This is a genomic window from Blautia sp. Marseille-P3201T (assembly GCF_900120295.1).
Classification (GTDB): Bacteria; Bacillota; Clostridia; order Lachnospirales; family Lachnospiraceae; genus Blautia.
Genome location: NZ_LT635466.1, coordinates 23,224 through 40,916, shown reverse-complemented (window position 1 = coordinate 40,916; position 17,693 = coordinate 23,224). Strand labels below are relative to the sequence as shown.

At 41.9% G+C, this 17,693-nt stretch carries 17 protein-coding genes and 2 riboswitches; of the genes, 11 read left to right on the top strand and 6 right to left on the bottom strand.

What is annotated here, in order from left to right; all coding sequences use genetic code 11:
* Positions 1-113 precede the first annotated feature (113 nt).
* The 5 genes from tnpB (BQ7352_RS01770) to istA form a co-directional block, all read right to left on the bottom strand.
* A complete protein-coding gene (tnpB, locus tag BQ7352_RS01770) occupies positions 114-458 on the bottom strand; it encodes an IS66 family insertion sequence element accessory protein TnpB (RefSeq protein ID WP_003023173.1) in 345 nt (114 codons plus the stop codon).
* Positions 452-865: an IS66 family insertion sequence element accessory protein TnpA gene (gene tnpA / locus BQ7352_RS01765; RefSeq protein WP_200791357.1), complete on the bottom strand. Its 414-nt coding sequence runs from the start codon at positions 863-865 to the stop codon at positions 452-454. The genes tnpB (BQ7352_RS01770) and tnpA overlap by 7 nt, the downstream gene beginning before the upstream one ends.
* 327 nt (positions 866-1,192) lie before the next feature.
* Positions 1,193-1,423, bottom strand: a complete 231-nt coding sequence (locus BQ7352_RS01760) for a mobility-associated LCxxNW protein (RefSeq protein ID WP_242948496.1) — start codon at positions 1,421-1,423, stop codon at positions 1,193-1,195.
* Positions 1,383-2,162 (bottom strand): IS21-like element helper ATPase IstB, encoded by a 780-nt coding sequence (gene istB / locus BQ7352_RS01755; RefSeq protein WP_072446474.1) that lies wholly within the window; start codon positions 2,160-2,162, stop codon positions 1,383-1,385. Before istB ends, BQ7352_RS01760 begins: the two co-directional genes overlap by 41 nt.
* Positions 2,159-3,709 (bottom strand): IS21 family transposase, encoded by a 1,551-nt coding sequence (gene istA, locus BQ7352_RS01750; protein WP_072446472.1) that lies wholly within the window; start codon positions 3,707-3,709, stop codon positions 2,159-2,161. Before istA ends, istB begins: the two co-directional genes overlap by 4 nt.
* Before the next feature lie 128 nt (positions 3,710-3,837).
* Between istA and BQ7352_RS01745 the strand changes: the two genes are divergently transcribed.
* The 4 genes from BQ7352_RS01745 to tnpC all read left to right on the top strand — a co-directional run bounded on the left by BQ7352_RS01745 (position 3,838) and on the right by tnpC (position 7,245).
* Positions 3,838-4,386: a DUF4317 family protein gene (locus BQ7352_RS01745; RefSeq protein WP_072446469.1), complete on the top strand. Its 549-nt coding sequence runs from the start codon at positions 3,838-3,840 to the stop codon at positions 4,384-4,386.
* A 337-nt stretch (positions 4,387-4,723) separates the two neighbouring features.
* On the top strand, positions 4,724-5,023 hold the full coding sequence (locus BQ7352_RS14485; RefSeq protein ID WP_159430625.1) for an IS66 family insertion sequence element accessory protein TnpB: 300 nt from the start codon (positions 4,724-4,726) through the stop codon (positions 5,021-5,023).
* Positions 5,013-5,375, top strand: coding sequence for an IS66 family insertion sequence element accessory protein TnpB (gene tnpB, locus BQ7352_RS01735; RefSeq protein WP_055154304.1), 363 nt, complete (start codon positions 5,013-5,015; stop codon positions 5,373-5,375). Before BQ7352_RS14485 ends, tnpB (BQ7352_RS01735) begins: the two co-directional genes overlap by 11 nt.
* A gap of 280 nt (positions 5,376-5,655) precedes the next feature.
* Positions 5,656-7,245 carry an IS66 family transposase gene (tnpC, locus tag BQ7352_RS01730; RefSeq protein WP_055154302.1) on the top strand — a complete coding sequence of 530 codons (1,590 nt, stop codon included), beginning with the start codon at positions 5,656-5,658 and terminating at the stop codon, positions 7,243-7,245.
* A 34-nt stretch (positions 7,246-7,279) separates the two neighbouring features.
* Here the strand turns inward: tnpC and BQ7352_RS01725 are convergent, their stop codons facing one another.
* Positions 7,280-7,675 carry a metal-dependent transcriptional regulator gene (locus BQ7352_RS01725; protein ID WP_072446467.1) on the bottom strand — a complete coding sequence of 132 codons (396 nt, stop codon included), beginning with the start codon at positions 7,673-7,675 and terminating at the stop codon, positions 7,280-7,282.
* A gap of 195 nt (positions 7,676-7,870) precedes the next feature.
* Here BQ7352_RS01725 and BQ7352_RS01720 point away from each other — a divergent pair, with 195 nt between their 5' ends.
* The 7 genes from BQ7352_RS01720 to BQ7352_RS01690 all read left to right on the top strand — a co-directional run bounded on the left by BQ7352_RS01720 (position 7,871) and on the right by BQ7352_RS01690 (position 17,655).
* Positions 7,871-8,041: a FeoB-associated Cys-rich membrane protein gene (locus BQ7352_RS01720; protein ID WP_072446465.1), complete on the top strand. Its 171-nt coding sequence runs from the start codon at positions 7,871-7,873 to the stop codon at positions 8,039-8,041.
* A gap of 72 nt (positions 8,042-8,113) precedes the next feature.
* Complete coding sequence (locus BQ7352_RS01715) at positions 8,114-8,395, top strand: DUF2325 domain-containing protein (RefSeq protein WP_072446463.1); 282 nt, start codon at positions 8,114-8,116, stop codon at positions 8,393-8,395.
* Positions 8,396-8,453: 58 nt separating this feature from the next.
* Positions 8,454-8,656, top strand: a riboswitch (cobalamin riboswitch).
* A gap of 517 nt (positions 8,657-9,173) precedes the next feature.
* Positions 9,174-10,136: a homing endonuclease associated repeat-containing protein gene (locus BQ7352_RS01710; protein WP_072446461.1), complete on the top strand. Its 963-nt coding sequence runs from the start codon at positions 9,174-9,176 to the stop codon at positions 10,134-10,136.
* Positions 10,137-10,175: 39 nt separating this feature from the next.
* Positions 10,176-10,979: a leucine-rich repeat domain-containing protein gene (locus BQ7352_RS01705; RefSeq protein ID WP_072446459.1), complete on the top strand. Its 804-nt coding sequence runs from the start codon at positions 10,176-10,178 to the stop codon at positions 10,977-10,979.
* 15 nt (positions 10,980-10,994) lie between these two features.
* On the top strand, positions 10,995-11,318 hold the full coding sequence (locus tag BQ7352_RS01700; RefSeq protein WP_072446457.1) for a hypothetical protein: 324 nt from the start codon (positions 10,995-10,997) through the stop codon (positions 11,316-11,318).
* A 342-nt stretch (positions 11,319-11,660) separates the two neighbouring features.
* Positions 11,661-11,885: riboswitch (cobalamin riboswitch) on the top strand.
* 163 nt (positions 11,886-12,048) lie between these two features.
* Positions 12,049-12,780, top strand: a complete 732-nt coding sequence (locus tag BQ7352_RS01695; protein ID WP_159430624.1) for a DUF4430 domain-containing protein — start codon at positions 12,049-12,051, stop codon at positions 12,778-12,780.
* A 189-nt stretch (positions 12,781-12,969) separates the two neighbouring features.
* A complete protein-coding gene (locus BQ7352_RS01690) occupies positions 12,970-17,655 on the top strand; it encodes a cadherin-like beta sandwich domain-containing protein (protein ID WP_072446452.1) in 4,686 nt (1,561 codons plus the stop codon).
* Positions 17,656-17,693: the final 38 nt, after the last annotated feature.

The window sequence follows — 17,693 nt, the reverse complement described above, 5'->3', positions numbered from 1 at the left end:
TAAAAAGCAATGAAAAAGAAGCAGAAAATCCAGTATTTACAAGGGATTGCAGACATGATACAGGGTGTAGAAAGCTCTCCATTTTTGTTGGTTGGCATAGAGTTTTTACACGATCATTGCGTAGGTTTGAATGCCTTTGGCTGTTCGATTTCAAGACCGGACATGAGCCAGTCGAATTGCTGCCAGGTCAGTTGCTTTACTTCCAGCTGATTTCTGGGCCAGCGGAACCTGCCCTGGACTTCCATGCGTTTATACAGCAGCACAAATCCGTCAGACTCCCAGAGCAAAGCTTTGATCCTGTCACAACGTTTTCCACAGAAAAGATACAGGGCGCTTCGCCTTGGATCCATATGGAGTTGTTCTTCTACAATAGCACACAGCCCGTCAATGGATTTCCGCATATCCGTTCTGCCTGTTACGATATAGATTTCATCGGCGGCTGTGATATCCCCTAACATTCCAACTCCTTCACAATGCGGAGCGTTTGAGCCAGAAGCTGAGGATCTGTTCCATTTGGTATTGTTAGATGGAAGCTTCCTACAGACAGCTTCATTGGCTCTGCTACGGAAAGGTTATTTCTTTCCGTAGCTACCGGAATCACATTGAATGGCTGTTCATATGGGAGCGGGTCAGTATCATGAAAATCCACTCTGACAACTTCCTGGCTTTCCGGTGCACGATAGCTGCGTCCGGTTGACGCTGGCAAATCCACACAACCTTTCTGACGCAGCCTTTTTACCCAGTTGTAAAAAGTCCCCGGTTTGATGTCGTGTTCCACACACCATTGATGATCTGTCAATCCACTTTGACGGCATTCCATGATGAGACGGTATTGTTCTTTGGCAGGTATTCTTTTGCTTCTCATGAGCACACCTCCATAAATCGGATAGAGTAAAATGCTCGCATCTATCATTTCTGGCAAGAGAAGATAAAGTGAAATGCTTGCATTTTCTAATGATTATTATGGATTCATTTTTAGGGCAACACAATCCGTCGAATTATTTTGCGCTTACAAAGGGAGTAGCTTAACATCTTTTATAGATAGGTTATGAAAGATGGTTTTGTAATCGTCACCCGGTATCGAGAGGTACCTGAGTATTCCAATGCAATAGTGCATGCTTTCCAGAAATTCAGAGCACCCTTTTCCGGAAAAATAGTGCATATCTTTCCGGAGCAGAGTGCAGTCATTTAATTAGTATTCATCTGGAATAGTTATCCCATGCTCTGTAAGAAGTGCCTGTAAACGGTCAATGTATTCTCTTAGATGCTGGATTTCTATCCAATTACCATGACACAGTTCATCGGCTTCTTCTAATTCGTGGCGGGTTATTTCATAATCCGTAAATTTAACGCATTTATGGTCTTGGCTGAAAGCACAATAATCAGTCATTGGCAGCTCCTTTCCGGGAAGCATGAATGCCATGACGTTCCCTCATGGATACGCGGCCATCAAGCATCACCTCATAGGAATTATGAATGATCCGGTCGATGATTGCTTCGCAAATAGTGGCATCACAGTCATTTCCAATGCGGCTGTACCAGCCTTTCGGTTCAAACTGTGTGCAGAAGATTACAGAGCCTTTCACACTACGGGCTTCAATGATTTCAAGAAGTTCCCGTGTTTGTTCCGTGGATACGGGGCTTAACAGGAATTCATCCAGAATCAAAAGATCAATCTTCTGATATGCTTTGATTACTTTTTTCAGCGTGCCGTCCCCATGTGCAACAGCCAGCTCATTCAATAGATCAGGCAGGCGCACATAACGTACTTTGATAAAGTTCCTGCAGGCTGCGATTCCAAGCGCACATGCGATATATGTTTTTCCATTCCCAGATGCTCCTTTTAGAATGATATGGTGGTCATCAGATATATACCGGCAGGTGGAGAATTCCAGCATCTGTCCTTTATCCAGATTTCGGTCAGGATGATACTCAATATCTTCCATACACGCATTGGGATAACGGAATTCAGCACTGCGGATAAGTTTTTGCAGCTTTGTGCTTTTTCGCTTATCCCATTCTTTATCAACCAGCATACCGAACCGGTCTTCGAAAGATAATCCCTGATAGGTGTCAGGATCCTTGCACTGGCATTCAAAGGCATCTGACATTGCAGATAATCGCATATCATGCAGCTTGTCTATGGTTGACTGACGAATCATAAACGGTCACCTCCTTCGTAGTAGGAGGCACCTCTGGTGATGCCATACTTGGAACTCTCTTTATTGGCAGCATTGGAAACAACCTTTGCTACTGCCACTTTATCCTGACCATTTTTCAAAATGGTACTGATATTTTTTAAACTTGGGCTTGGTGTGTAACTAAGTGCCTTGATACAGGCGTTTTCCAAACGTTGCGTACCATAGCGGTCAGCAAGCTTCATCAGCGATGCACAGGATTTATATCCCTGTTGCTCTACCTTATGCATGTATAAAAAATGTTTTACTACAATAAGGGTGGAATGGCCAACACTCTTTCCCCAGTCCAGAAAACTGTCTGTGTTGTATTCCAAAAATTTTCTGTGGTTTTCAGGCATATGCTCCGGTACATAAATCGGTTCCGGAGAGTAAGACCTGCGCACATGCGATGCTATACGGTTGCTATGGTAAAAAACTTCAATACTGTTTTCCGTAGCGCGGATATCGACCTTCTTGCCAATAAATTCATACGGAACAGAATACTTGCAATCCCCGATTTTTATGAGATAATCAGGTTGTATGGTGGCAGTTGACCAGACAGCCGTTTCATACGGGGAAGCAGGTAATGGCATGAGGAAGTCCTTTTCTTCTTCAAGAAATGCAGATAACCGGCTTCCTTTCTTTTTCTGGAAAGGCTTTGCATTGAATTCCTCAAGCTTTTCATGGATGGCTTTATTGAGTTCTTCAAAAGTGAAGAACTTCCGGTTCCTTAGTGCTGCAAGAATCCATGTTTCAAGAACTTTTACAGTGCCTTCCGCATTCGGTTTATCCTTCGGTTTTACCGGTCGGGCAGGAATAATTGCAGTTCCATAGTGCTCTGCCATTTCGTGGTAGGAACGGTTAAGTACAAGCTCTGCCCGTGTGTTTTTAATCACACCTGTTTTAAGATTATCTGGTACAAGAATACGTGTTACACCACCAAAGAATGAATACGCATGGATATGAGCTTCTATCCAGTGGTTGGATTTCATATCTGGGAATGCTTCTGCATATCCATACAAACTGCATGGAAGAACAGCAACAAATATATATGCAGGTATATCGCAGCAACTGGCAGCATCATAAACTTTAAGCGTATCGCCTACCCAGTCTACTTCCATTGTTTCTCCTGGTTTGCGCTTAATTCTGAGAGTTGCTTTCTTTGATGCAGCATAGGCATGATACTTGTCATTAAACTGTGAATGCTGATACGGAATCGTATGCTCTGCCTCACATTTGGCACAGTATTCTGCCCATAAGAGCGAGAGCGTTACACCCGGCTTGGCCAGCTCATTGTAAACATACTCATAATCAGGGAGTCTTCTTCCCTCATTATTGCCTCTGTTTGGATAAAACAGATACTCGATATCTTTGTTGGAAAGAGTTTCTGGAATAGGCCATTCCAGAGAATGTGTTTCAGCAAGCTTCAGCACTTCTGAAACTGTGTTGCGTGAGCAGCATAAGCTGTTGGCAATAGATACATTGCTGAACTTCAGACTATGTAGTCTGATGATTTCTCGATAATCAGTCATGGTTATCGACCTCCTGTAATGAATTTACACATTTTTATGTGTATGGATTCATTATAGGTGATTGCACTATAGGGCGGAAATACCTGCTCTGAAATATCGGATTTAGGTGCTCTGAATTCCCGGAAAAAGTGCACTACTTAAATGGAATATACAAATATGATGGAAGCTTTAATACCAATTTTCTGAAATTGTCCCAGGCAGAACGGAAGAAAAACCTGGAACTGGCGAAAGCAATTCCTTTTTCTGAGACCAACGTGCAGTTGAAGAAATATAGATTTCGCAAAGAGTATCAGCAGGCAGGAAGTATGTGGCAGCTTTTCATGGCTATGAAATCCTGCGGGCTGAAAAATGATGCTCTAATGGAAACCTTTTATGACGTCATTATGGAAAACTATGTTTCAAAGGAGCCTTATGGGATTTTCGTTTTTCATGATCGTTATGATGTGCCGGTAAAAGGCACAGATAAAGAGCGGCAAGGGGAATCGGAAGAAGTCTTTGAATACATTATTTGCGGAATCTGTCCCCTTAAGGGAGAATATGAACCGGAAAAGCCCTTATGGGGATTTCTGTTTCCGGATTTCACAGACAGAAGCGCAGATATTAATTCCATTGCAGTGTTTCGGGAAAGAGAAAATCAGCCGGAAGAAGAATTTTTGCAAAGAATTTTAAAGATATAAGAAAGAAATGGTTATACAGATTGTTTAAAATAGCGTTGCCCCACTGGAAGGGCAGCGCTATTTTTCTAGATAGTTTATAGGAACGTTTTCTTATCCTAAAATATGTTTTTTCGTAAGCGCACCATAGTGCATATATAGACATTATTATAGTAATTTGAGATAATTACCTCAACAATTAATACTTGTCAAAAAAGTTTAGTCAAAAATGTTTAGCCTAAATATTTTTGACCTGTAGGAGGTGACTGTTATAAAAACTCAAACGTCTATAGTTGCACGTCGTTATCGTTTACAAGAGTGGGCACAAATGCTCCAAGAATGCAACAACAGACCCGTTGGAATGTCTGTCAGTGAATGGTGCCAAATGAATTCCATTACGACAGCTAACTATTATTATCGGATGGCTCAGGTTCGTAAAGCTTGTTTAGATTCATTTCCGGAGGAAGGTGCGGAACAATCAATTGTTCCAGTTCCAATGAATCTAGTGGCATCAGATAATTATTCTCTTAAAGAAACGCCACAAATATGTGAGGAATCTTTTATTGACGTATCTTCACATGGAATATCGTTTCGAATTACAGAGAAAACATCAAATTCACTTATTGCAAAAGTTTTGGGAGTGCTTGCTCATGTTGAATGATGCCACTTGTTTCAAACAGGTTTATATTGTCTGTGGCTATACGGATTTACGATTTGGTTTGGATTCGTTGGCTTCTATTATAGAATCAAAAATGGGATGCAAACCTTATGTTCCTGATACTTTATATCTTTTCTGTGGTCGTAAAACAGACCGGATCAAAGGGCTCGTCTGGGAAAAGGACGGTTTTCTATTGTTATATAAACGTCTGGAAAAAGGAAACTTTATGTGGCCAAGAAATGAATCTGATGTACGAGCACTTACCAGTCAGCAGTTCCGTTGGCTTATGGAAGGGCTTACGATTTCTCCAAAGAAAACCGTTCAGGAGATCCAGTCACCGGAACATATGGCATGATGTTTGTGCAAAAGGTAGAAATTTAAAAACTTAAATTCTACCTTGCGATATGAGAATAATACTTGCTTGTCCGTCTGTTATCATACGTTATTTCTGCGTTATTCCGCTTTTACGCAGTTGTAATTTGTTTCAATCATTTCAAAAAAAGCGTTGTTTTTTGAGGTCTGCACTTTCTTTGTAGGAGCTTAGAATTATAGGCAATATGCCGAATTCAAAACAGAGTGGCATTCGCAATTTTTGCTCGTATCTGTTATAATAGACCTCAGAAAAGAGGTACATTATGGCGATAGAATATACAGAAGAACAACTGAATAATTTTGATAAAACAACAGTGATCCAGCTGTTTTTGGCACAACAATCACAGCTGAAAGATATTGATCAGAAACTGCAGTTGTTATTGGAACAGATTGCTGTAATGAACAATAATCGCTTTGGGAAATCATCTGAGAAACTGGAAGTAGATAACCAAATCTGCTTCTTAGAAGTTGATGGTAATATCATTTATTTTAATGAAGCAGAAGCAGTTGCTGCTCTTGATGAGACAGAAGAATCTGTAAAACCAAGAGGTAAAAAAGTAAAGGGAAAACGAGCTGCTGATATCAAAGATCTTCCCATCATTCCAGTTGAACACAAAATGACAGAGGAAGAATTAGCAGCTGAATTTGGTGAGGATGGCTGGTATCAGTTGGAGGATGAAATATATCATCGTTATCGTTTCACACCAATGAAGGTTGAAATCGAGGAACATCATGTCGCTGTGTATAAGTCCAAAAAGGAGAACCGTTTTAAAAAGGCGGATCATCCTGCTTATTTACTGAGAAATAGTCTTGTTTCACCATCTTTACTTGCTGGTATTTGGAATGCGAAATATGTGAACGCGGCACCGCTCTATCGTCAGGAACAGGAATTCCAGCGATTGGGTCTTAATATTGATCGTGCGGATATGGCTCATTGGACAATTCTATGTGCAGAGAGATATCTCTCTATCTTTTATGATTATCTGCATGAAAAACTATATGATTATCATGTGCTTCAAGCAGATGAAACTCCGGTTCTCGTTTCAAAGGAAAACCGCACAACCGGAAACAAGCATTATATGTGGGTGTACCGAACAGGAAAAATGTATCTGAACAATCAGATTGTCCTGTACGAATATCAGCCCTCTCGTAATGCAAGTCATCCAAGGAAGTTCCTGAAAGATTTTCAAGGAGTCTGTCTGACGGATGGATATCAGGTCTACCATACGATTGAAAAAGAGCGTGAAGACCTGAAAATAGCTGGATGCTGGGCTCATTCGAGACGGAGGTATGATGAAGCTGTTAAAGCCCTTCCAAAGGCGAATCGAAAAATGTCTTTGGCATATCTGGCATTGAAGCAGATCCAAGCGATTTATCGTGAGGAAAACAAACTTGAGAAGATGGATTCTGAAGAACGCCTGAAACATCGTCAACTGACTGTGAAACCATTAGTTGATGCTTATTTTGCATGGGTAAAACAGAATCTCATGTCTGTTCCACCGAAAAGTAAAACTGCAAATGGATTTACTTATTCCATAAATCAAGAAAAATATTTGAGAACTTTTCTGGAAGATGGGGAAGTTCCAATTGACAATAATGCTGCGGAACAGGCGATTCGACCATTCTGTGTAGGGAAGAAAAACTGGGTGATGATTGATACCATTGCAGGAGCAGAAGCCAGCGCAATTATTTATAGCATTGCTGAAACTGCAAAGGCTAATCATTTAAAGCCTTACAATTATTTCGAATATCTTTTGACGGAGATTCCAAAACACATGGATGATCATGATACAAGTTTCTGTGAAGATTTGCTCCCTTGGTCAGCTAAACTGCCAGTGGAATGCAGAAAATAGACTAAAAATAATGCCGCTCTTTTGGAGCGGCTAATCAATTAGCAGTACCGGCTATGGTGCGCTTACGTTTTTTCAGGGCCTGAAAGGTTTCGCTGCTCATGTCATGTTCTATTTTGCAGGCATCTTCAGAAGCAGTTTCCTCATTTACTCCAAGACTTATAAGCCAGTCACGGATAACTGTATGCCGCTCAAAGGTTTGTGAGGCAAGGGCTTCTCCCTGTTCTGTAAAGGAAATATAACCTTCCTGGGAAACCGTAACAAATCCCCTGGTTTTTAAATTTTTCATGGCAACGCTGACGCTGGGTTTTGAATATCCCAGTTCTGTAGCTATGTCAATGGAGCGGACTACCGGCAAACGCTTCCGCAATACATAAATAGTCTCCAGGTAGTCTTCCATGGATTCTTCTGATTTATGACTTACATATCCCATACTCTGTTCCTCCTCATTTACTGATATGTTATCATTTTGAGCCGATAAATGCAATATTTATCATAAGACAGCTATAGAATAAAAATTTTATGAAAATCAAAAGCAGTATTGACAAAACATAGGGAGTTAGTATAAACTAATTAAAGAAATAAATAATTAATTATAAGGGGTTTCAGAAGAAAGAGAGGAAAAATTATGGCAGATATTATTGTAATTGCGGTGTTGATTCTGGCAGTTGGACTGGCAGTATCTTATATCAGGAAGGCGAAAAAAAACGGATCGAAATGTATTGGCTGCCCTTTTGGAGGCGCTTGCAATAAAAAGGAAGGTCATTCCTGTAGCTGTCATGTGGAAAACAAGAATTGACAATCATGTGGAGTCAGAGTAAATTGATATTAGTTGGTTAGTTAAAACTAATTTTAAAAAGGAGGCATGTGAATGAGTGTTGTAATCGTAGGCGGACATGACCGAATGGTAGCCCAGTATAAGAAAATATGTAAAAATTATCAGTGTAAAGTAAAAGTATTTACCCAGATGAGGGCAGATTTTAATAAACAGATTGGATGTCCGGACTTGTTGGTTTTATTTACCAATACAGTATCTCATAAAATGGTGAAAACAGCATTGGATGAGGTGGATAGCACACGAACAGATGTGGTGCGCTGTCATACCAGCAGTAAAAATGCGCTCACTGAAATTTTGGAACAGTGCTGCCATTAAAGAAAACTAAGAAAATGCTTGACTGTAGAAGGTGTCAGGTGTTAGAATACACTTGTATAATTCCATAAGCCTATTAAGTGCATCCGTATTCAGAAGAATACTGGTGAAAAGGGAATCAGGTGTGAATCCTGAGCGATCCGGTCACTGTATTTGGGGAGCAACACTACAGGGAATCCATTGTATTACGACGTAGTAGTATGAGAAGGAGTAGTAGAGCAAAGAACCATGAGTCAGGAAACCTGCTTAATAGTAGTAAGGCAAAAACTTCCGTGCAAAGTTTACTCCCACCTGCTGTTTAGGGGCAGCAGAGGTGTCCGCTTTTGTACAGTTTCTTGTAGGAGGCGGATTTTTTTATGGAATGTGAAAGGGGAAGAACCTGAACTTATAGAATTATGCATGATTAAATGGCAGGTGGAAATCCCCGGTTTCCTGATTTTGTTATTTCTGTTACAAACAAAAATTGACCTTGTAACTCCGCAACGTACAGGGCAATGCATCCTCCGCAGAAAACAAGACCCGTGACCGGGAAACAGGGAAATCCACAAAAAATTTCATACAAAAAACAGATGCGATGAGGGATGCAAAAGCAGAGACTCTTAATTCAAAAGTCCGGTGAAAGTCCGGCACGAATTGCTGTAAATGCAGGGCATAAGTCAGCAGGAATCGTATCAGGGAAAAGTAGTTCTGTATAGAAGCGTAGTCTGTTTACATTGGTTTGTAAAAATGTTTATTCTGTAGAGAGTAAGCATTTTTTTTGTGTGGAGAATGGAGGAAAAAATTGGAAAAACTGATGCAAATGGCAAAAGAATGTAAAGACACAAATTATGGAATGGAAAATCCCCAGTGTGAAATTTATCAGAAATATTCACTTGAGACAGAGGAAGGAAGAGCGTTTTATGAACAGATAGAGGATGAAGCGTTGCTTCAGATTTTGAAGGAAAAAGCAGAAGAGTTTGGACGATCTCCTTCGCAGAAAGAAATATTCTGGGTTTGGAGAGATTACATAAAGGAACGGTTTCAAAAATGGCCCTATGCTTTGCAGGCGGCAGGACTCAGCAAGGCGGCAGGCAAGGGAGGAAAGCCGCTGGCTAAAGTCAGGAAAGAGCAGGAAGAGTATCAGATGTTGCTTTCTGAAGTCAGAAATAAGGCGAAAGATTTATGCAGAATCCCACATCCTCAGGAAATGCCGGAGTTAAGCAACCAGATTGCAAAATATGCAAGCAACTGGGGACAGGTGATTTTAGAAGCAGGAATTGACGAGGAGTTTTTTCAAAAATATGCGGTTTATAAAGTAGAAGATTTAGAAGAAGCAGATAGACAGGAGTTAGCTGTGGTACAGGAGATTGCAAGGCAATTACATAGAGCTCCTTTTAAACAGGAACTTCCGGAAAAAACAAAAAAACGGTTGATTGAGAAATTTGGAAGCTACAGGAATGCACTTTATCAGATAGGAATGGAGCCTTCAAAGCAAAGACATTCTTTTTCTGGTATAGAACTGGGAAAAGAAATGAAGGAGGATGTCAAACATCATCAAAGGGACTTCAGACATTGCTATTACAAGGTGCTAAATAGGGATTCTCAGATAGAAAAAGATCTGGAGACTCTATATAAAATTTGGAAAGAAACCGGAAAGATGCCGGATAGGAAGAAAGTAGAGCCGGAGCTTAGGAAAAGATTACAGCAAAGCTGTGGCTCATGGGCAAATGCACTATATCAGCTATATGATAGGGTGGAAAAGTAAAATGTGTATAAGATATTTGGGGTAGATAGGAGAAAGGGTATGGTTTACAGAGTTTTGAGCAGGTCAAATGCTTTAAAAGAAGTGCAGGAGGAATATGTGGTGAATTCCAGGTATACTGTTCTGGCAAAAGAAGCGCTGAAAAATAATATTAAGCTGAAAAAACTGGACCTTACCAGTATTATTGCCATTGAGCGGCAGGCATTGTTTGGATGTACAGCAATGAAAAACGCTAACTTTGCTAAAGCAAATTTGATTGGTAAAGAAGCGTTTGCAAATTGTAGCAATCTGAAGGAGGCTGTTTTTTCCCCTTGTCTGCGCCAGGTTGGAGAAGCTGCATTTTTAAAATGCAAAAGACTTCAAAAGGCAGTATTTCCTGAAAATAAAAATTGTAAAGTGATGTCACGACAAGTATTTGCAGAGTGTCGTAATTTAAGCACAGTGCTTTTACCAGAAAAACTGGAGGAAATCAAAGAAGAAGCTTTTTATAAATGTGACAGCCTGGAGACCCTTGTACTGCCGGAAACCCTGAGAAGAATCGAAAGCAAAGGCTTCTACCAATGCGGATTTAAAGAGTTAGCGCTGCCAAAAGGATTAGAATACATAGGGGACAGCGCCTTTTTGAAATGTAAAAAGCTGGAGTATGTATGTATACCGTCCAGTGTTACTACCATAGAAAAATGGGCGTTCCATGGGTGTGATCGATTAAAGATTCTGGAGATTCATCATGACCCGAAGTATGTGGGCGACTGGATTACAAACAAAAACTGTACCATACGCTGTTACAAGGGAAGCGGTATGGAAGCATATGCAAGGAAGCATGAGATACAGGTGGAGTATCTGTGAGAGGGAGGTGATACGTTGAAGTATCGTTGGAAATCTACATTTATAATTAGTTTGCTGTCTCTTGTTATTCTGCTTGCAGGTTCAACAATCAATATGTTTTGTGAACTTAATTTGCAACAAATAAATGGAGAATACATAGAAGAAATTGTATGGGGGTGTCCCTTTTTTGTGGTTATTATGCATCTAAGTGAATATCCGACTTATCTTCATCCTGTATTTTCCTATAATCCATTAGGCGCAATATTAAATTTTTTAATTGTTTTTTTGCTGTTGAAACTTTTTGATATCATTCGACTAAAATTAAAAAAAAGGAAAGGTAAGGCTGAAATTCACTGTTGACAATTCAGATATTTTGTATTATTCTAAAGATAAATTCAGAGAAAAAGAAAAAATAAAGTTTTTTTAGAAAATCTAAATAATAGAACATGAAATAGTTGCGTACTATGTGCAGCACTAAGAGGAAATCCGGTGAAATCCCGGAGCCAGGCAGGAGTACATCCTGACGTCCGGTAAAGCCCGGCAGACCTACTGTCTCATGGAATACGGTGTGAAATCCGTCAATCCGTAGAGGGCAGTGCATAGTAGGTTGCTGTGAAGATAGAAATCTCTCTACAGATACGGAGAGGTTTCTTTTTTTGTGAAAAAATCCAGGAGCTTCTGGAAAACAGGCGTTATAAAAATTGAATCAAAAACTGAAATGGCCGCAATGCACCATTGCGGAAGGAGGAATGGGGTGAGAGACCCCGCACAGAAACGGTACTGTAAGCGTTATGCCGTTCCAAAGCACAGAGCAATCTGTGTGGACGAAAGTCATCCACTGTGAGAAATCATGGGAAGGTAGGAAACGGACGATGGATGTTTCAATCCGAAGCGTTAGCCAGGATACTCTATTTCAGTGATCCAATCCGGCATTCCCGGATGAGGGCAGTGCATAAATACGTTTGCACCGATTTCCAATAGGAAGTACGGTGCTTTTTATATGGATATCGGAAGCGTTTATAGCAAAACAGAGTGTTTTGTTGTAATAAATCAAAATACGCACAGAGATGCGGAGAAAGGAGTTCGTATTATGAAGAAACGAATTTTGGCATTGGGATTAGCAGGAATCATGATGTTTGGAATGGCAACATCGGTTATGGCTGACGCAGGAGGAACCGTTACCTGCGACGTAACCATTGACACTCGTGCGCTTGCCCTGGAGACTAAGGTGGCTGAGGGTGCCGGAATTACTGGAGCTGTTACAACCTTTGAAAACGTTAAGGTAACAGACCTGGATAACAATGGAAAGATTGATATGCTGGACGCTTTAAAAGCTGCATCTTCCAATCAGACCAACTTTTCCTATACCGTTGTGGACAGTGAGTATGGGGACTATGTGACTGCAATTGGCAACCAGGGACCGGAAGTGACAGATCCTAGCCGCTTACTAATTGGAATGGGAGCTGTACAGAGCGGATGGATGGGCAGTGTAAATGGAGTGTATCCTTCTACTTCCTTAGGACTACAGTCTGTTACGGACCAGGACGATGTTGATTTCAGATTTACCATTACTGGTTCTTATGATATTGATACTGGAAGCTATATTCCTGGACCTAATAAGGACTATCCGGCACTTGACCTTACCTTTCTTGATTTGATTGATCAGGCGCTTGCTTCTCCTGATGCCAGTGTACAGGCTAAAGGACAGCAGTATTATGACGCTATTAATAAGAAGGATGATGGAGAGGGATATACCTCTTCTTATTTCCAGAAGAATGGTCTCACGAAAAAAATTGATGAGTTGTCAAATATTTTGAAGTAAGATTTAAAAATCGGTTTGCCTGTGGAGAATTCTCTTAAGCAATTATTCCACGTTTTGAATAATTGTTAAAAGGGAATTCTCCCTTTTCAGGAGAAAAAGAAATTTTATACAGGTTCTGCGGTTCCCTGGCAATGGAGAGAGGAAATGTGTGAGAATTTTATAAAGTAAAAAGAGAAAAGGAAGATGAATATGAGAATAAAGGTAGTGTTCCCAAGGGCATTGTTGCTCTGTTTTTTTATGATGACAGGAATCCTGTTTTGGGACGTGACGAATGTTAAGGCCGGAGATGACATAGATGAGAATATGAAATGGTCCTCTGTTCTCAAGATTGAATCACCGGAATGTGAAGTGAAAGAAGATGGATATGTAGGCTACAGTGGTACTTATGATACTATAGTTGAAAAAAAAGGGGGTCCGGTAACGTTAAGCATATCTCCGAAAGAAGGCTATGCGGTATATTACCGTAAGTTTAAGGAGGATGAGATTACAAATATGAATAATCCGAAGAGACTTGATGAGGCTGGGCTGATTCAAGGAGGAGAGAGCAAGGAGTTTGTCTTTGTTTTACCAGAAGAACATTATTCTGGTGAATATGAAGGATATCCCTTTGTATATATTGTTTTAAAAGAAAAGGACGGTAAGTATTATAAAGCAGATGGTACAGAGTTTCATGTTGAAACGGCTGAGTCGGAGGATAAAACGGTAAGGTGGCCATACGGAAGAGATGCAGAGAAGCTGGCAAAGGGGGATAAATCCTGGTTTTTCGGAGGCGTTACACAGACTGTAAGAGAAAAACTGCTTCTGGATTCAGTAAAAATTAGTAATGCAACCGATACAAATGGAGGGGAAGTTCAGTTTGACAAAAATACTTTCTGGTATTACCCAAATGTTAAAAATGGGAAAGATATCACCATGACTACAGCAGTAGATTACCATCTGGGAGGAAGCGTAGAATGTAAGATTGACGGTGGAGAGCCAATCTATCCGGATTCAGAAGGACGGATAACCATTCCGGGGTTAGAAAAGGTAGGGACAAGCAAACGTGTGCAACTGGAAACTGTTCCCAAGAAGGGATGTGAATTTGACCAAGCTTCAAGTACGTATTCCTTTACAATTACACGTATCAAAGGTAATGCGCCGCTGGAAAATATAACTGTTACAGGCACTTACAAGCCTTTTGAAAATTTTGCACCAGAGACCTATGACTATTCGGTTGCGGTAGATCAAAAGACAGAAGAAATCGTTGTGCGGGTATCAGGATCGGAAAATAGCACTTCTATTCAATATCAGATTGATAAGGGAGAGAAACAGGATGTTCCTAAAAATGGGAAAATAACGGTACCTATTACAGATGGCGGTCAGCCGCTGCTTAAGATTTATACTACTGCGGATGCAGATTCTGATCTTTATCAGGATGGTGTTTATACGATTCAGGTTTTGCAGAAGCATTCGCAGGAGGAACTGCTGAAGCGGGCAGAAAAAACAGCAGAATTTTATCGTGGGTTAGTCTCCAGCGGCTCAACCTTAAACAGTGTAGATGCTGTCTGGACGATTATGGAACTGAAGACCTATGGTGAGAATCTGGAAGCATTGGGAATTACCAAAGAAAGCTATCTGAACAGCAAAGGATTACAGGAACTGATTTCTAAATGGGACAATCATGGTGGATATTTCCAGGAAAAGGCTGTTATGGGACTTTTGAGCGTAGGCTATACCCTGGATGAGCTTTCCATGTTTCCAGTAGGTGACAAAACGGTAAACCTGGTACAGGAAGATTTCCTGAATAATTTTTCAAGTCTGTGGGCTTTAGCGGACGACAACTTCCGCAGTTATCTGGGAGAGGACCTGGTGCTGGAAAGAGCCCTGGAACTGAGCAAGAATCAGAAGGACACAGGAGAATATATTGACAGTCATACCGGCGGCACAGATGGAACAGCCATGTCCATTCAGGCATTTTCTACCTGGTATGGGGAAAATAAAGAGATTACTGCATCAGTGGATAAAGCATTAGGCTATCTTTCCAGTGTTCAGAATAAAGCCACCGGTCTGGTGCCTTATTCCGGATATGGATATTACAGTTCAGAAACCATATCCCAGTGGATTGTAGCTCTTTGCTCTCTGGGAAGGGATCCGAATAAAGCGGAGGCCTTTACCTCAGATTCTGGTCTGGGACTGGTGGACGTACTGATTGATTATTTCATGCTGGAGGATGGAACCTTTGAACATATCCAGGGTCAGGGAAAAAATGGTATGGCTACAGAGCAGGCATTTCGTGCCCTGTCAGCGTATAAGGCATTTTTGGAGAATAAGGGAGAGAAGACCTTTGTATTTGATCTTCATACCACACAGCCATGGACCGGTACAGAAGCGGTAGCAGCAACGATAAAAGCGATTGATGCTATCGGAACAGTAAATAAGGAAAGCGGTAAAGCCATTGAAACCGCCAGAACTGCTTATGATGCGCTGAACGAAGCAGAACAAAAATCCATGCCGGTACGCTACCCGGAAACACTGACCAAGGCGGAAACAGCTTATGCTCCTTTGAAACCGGTAGCAGATACAGAGGCTTTGATTGCTGCCATTGGTGAGGTAACTCTGGAGAAAGAAGCGGCGATTCAGGCGGCACAGGCTGCATTTGACGCACTGTCAGAGGAACAGAAGAAACAAGTAGAAAATGCGTCTGTCCTGGAAGCCGCAAGTAAGGCGTTGGCAGCAGATAAAGCAACGGTTGCCCAAATCCAGGAAAAACTCAATGGACTTCTGCCGCTGGAAAATCTGACTACTGCGCAGGAGGAAGAGGCAAAAGCGCTCCAACAGCAGATTAAAGCGCTGCGACAGGACATGTATGACGCCCTGGAGAATGCAGACCAGATTGACGCTATTGTACAGAGAATTGAGGATTTGAAGGATGCGGAAAAGGTCGAGGCGCTGATTGACGCCATTGGAACCGTCGATAGTCTGGAAGATGAAGCGGCAGTCATAGAAGCGAAGCAGGCATACGATGCCCTTGGAGAAGCGAAGCAGGAGCTTTTAAAAGAAGGATATAAGGAAAAGCTGGAGCAGGCAGTAGCGGCGGTTCAGGAATTGAAGGACAACGCAGCCGTCCAGAATGTGATTGACAATATCAACAAGTTGGTGGATGAGAATGGAGAGATCCATGTGTCCTTGGAAGATGGAGAGTTCCTTGCCAGTGTAAGGGCGCTGTATGACCAGGTGGATGCGGCAGGTCTTGGCAATCGTGTGACAAACAGTGATATTTTGTTCCGGGCAGAAGCTATGTACACAGAACTGGTTGCCAAGGACGCAGCAGATAAAATCCTGGCGCTTCCGCCTAATGATACGATTACGGGAACAGCAGAGGATGGTTCTGACATTGTTATGACAGAAGAGCAGTTAAATAGTATTTTGGAAGCGCAGACTACCTATGAAGCTCTGACAAATGAGCAGAAGGCAAAAGTAGGGGAAATAGCCGGAGAAGAGGCTATGAATAACTATTATCTGGACGTGCAGACAGCAGAGACTTACAGCGGCTATATAGAAGCAGTTCTGTCTGTATTTGTACAGAAGGTCATGGCTCTGGAGCTGCCACTGACTAATGCGGATATCAATGTAGCGAAAGCAAATCTGGAGAAAGCACAGGCGCTGATAGAACAGTATGAAAGCAATGAGGCGGCACAGAGTTATCTGAACAGCCTGGAAGGATTTGCAGAGAAGAGACAGCAGATAGAAGCAGAAATTTTAAGGGTTCATACAGACCTGGCAAACGCCCAGGCAGTGGATCAGATGATTGGAGCACTTCCTTCTTCTATTACCTCAGACGAAGAGAGGGAAGCAGCCCAGGCAGCAGTCAGCGCTATCAGGACTGCTTATGAGAACCTGAACAGTGATGCACAGAATTATGTGCTCCGTATGGCTGAGGTAGATACCGTAGAACTTCTGATTGCAAACTATGATAAGGCGAAAGAAGAAGCAGTGGCTGTAGAGAAGGTGATTCAGGAGGCGCTGAACCGGGCAGAAGAAAGTCTGACTGCGGACGGTACGGTAGAAGCAGTAAAGACAGCAGAAAAAGCTCTGGCTGACGCTTCTGTCACTGCAAAGAATCTGGTGTCAGCAGACCTGAAAACAGCTCTGGCAGCATTGCCGGAACGCATACAGGGAGCAAAAGCAGAATTGCTTCAGAAGCATGAATTTGCATCCATTGCAGAAAAGCTTCCTTATGATGTGACAGTTGAAATCAGTCTGGAGAAATCTGGAAAAGAATATGAAGCCTTAAAAGACGCTTTACAGTCAAAGAAAAAGGCAGAGATTGCAGAATCAATCCGCATTTCTGCATACCAGGTGGTATGGGATGAAGAGAAGCAGGCCTATGCACAACAGGCATGGACGCCACAGGGCGGATTTACCATTACCTTAAAGACAGACAGCAATCTGTCAGGAAAGGAAATCATGGTGGGTCAGTATCAGGAAAATGGCGATGTTGCTTATATTACTGTAACAGCAGGGGAAGGCCAGGTGACCTTTAAAGCAGATAGCCTTACCGTATATGCGCTGGGATTGAAAGAGAAAGCAGCCCCGGATGATGGTAAAGGAGACGGAAACAATACAGGCGGAAACAACACAGGTGGCAATAACGCAGGTGGAAATAACGCAGGCGGTAATAACGCAGGCGGGACTAACACAGGCAGCGGCAATAAGGGCAATACGCCAACAGGCTCCAAGAATACAGGTGGAACAACAGCAGGCGGCTCTGCTGGAGTACCTAAGACAGGAGACTTCCTTGCGGACAGCCTTGGGGCATGTATGGCATTGCTTACGGTAGCAGCAGTTATTACGCTGGCAGCCATTATAGCCAGAAGAAAGGAAAGGAGCAGGTAACAGATGTATGCCAGGGCTGCGTAAGCAGCTCTGGCTAG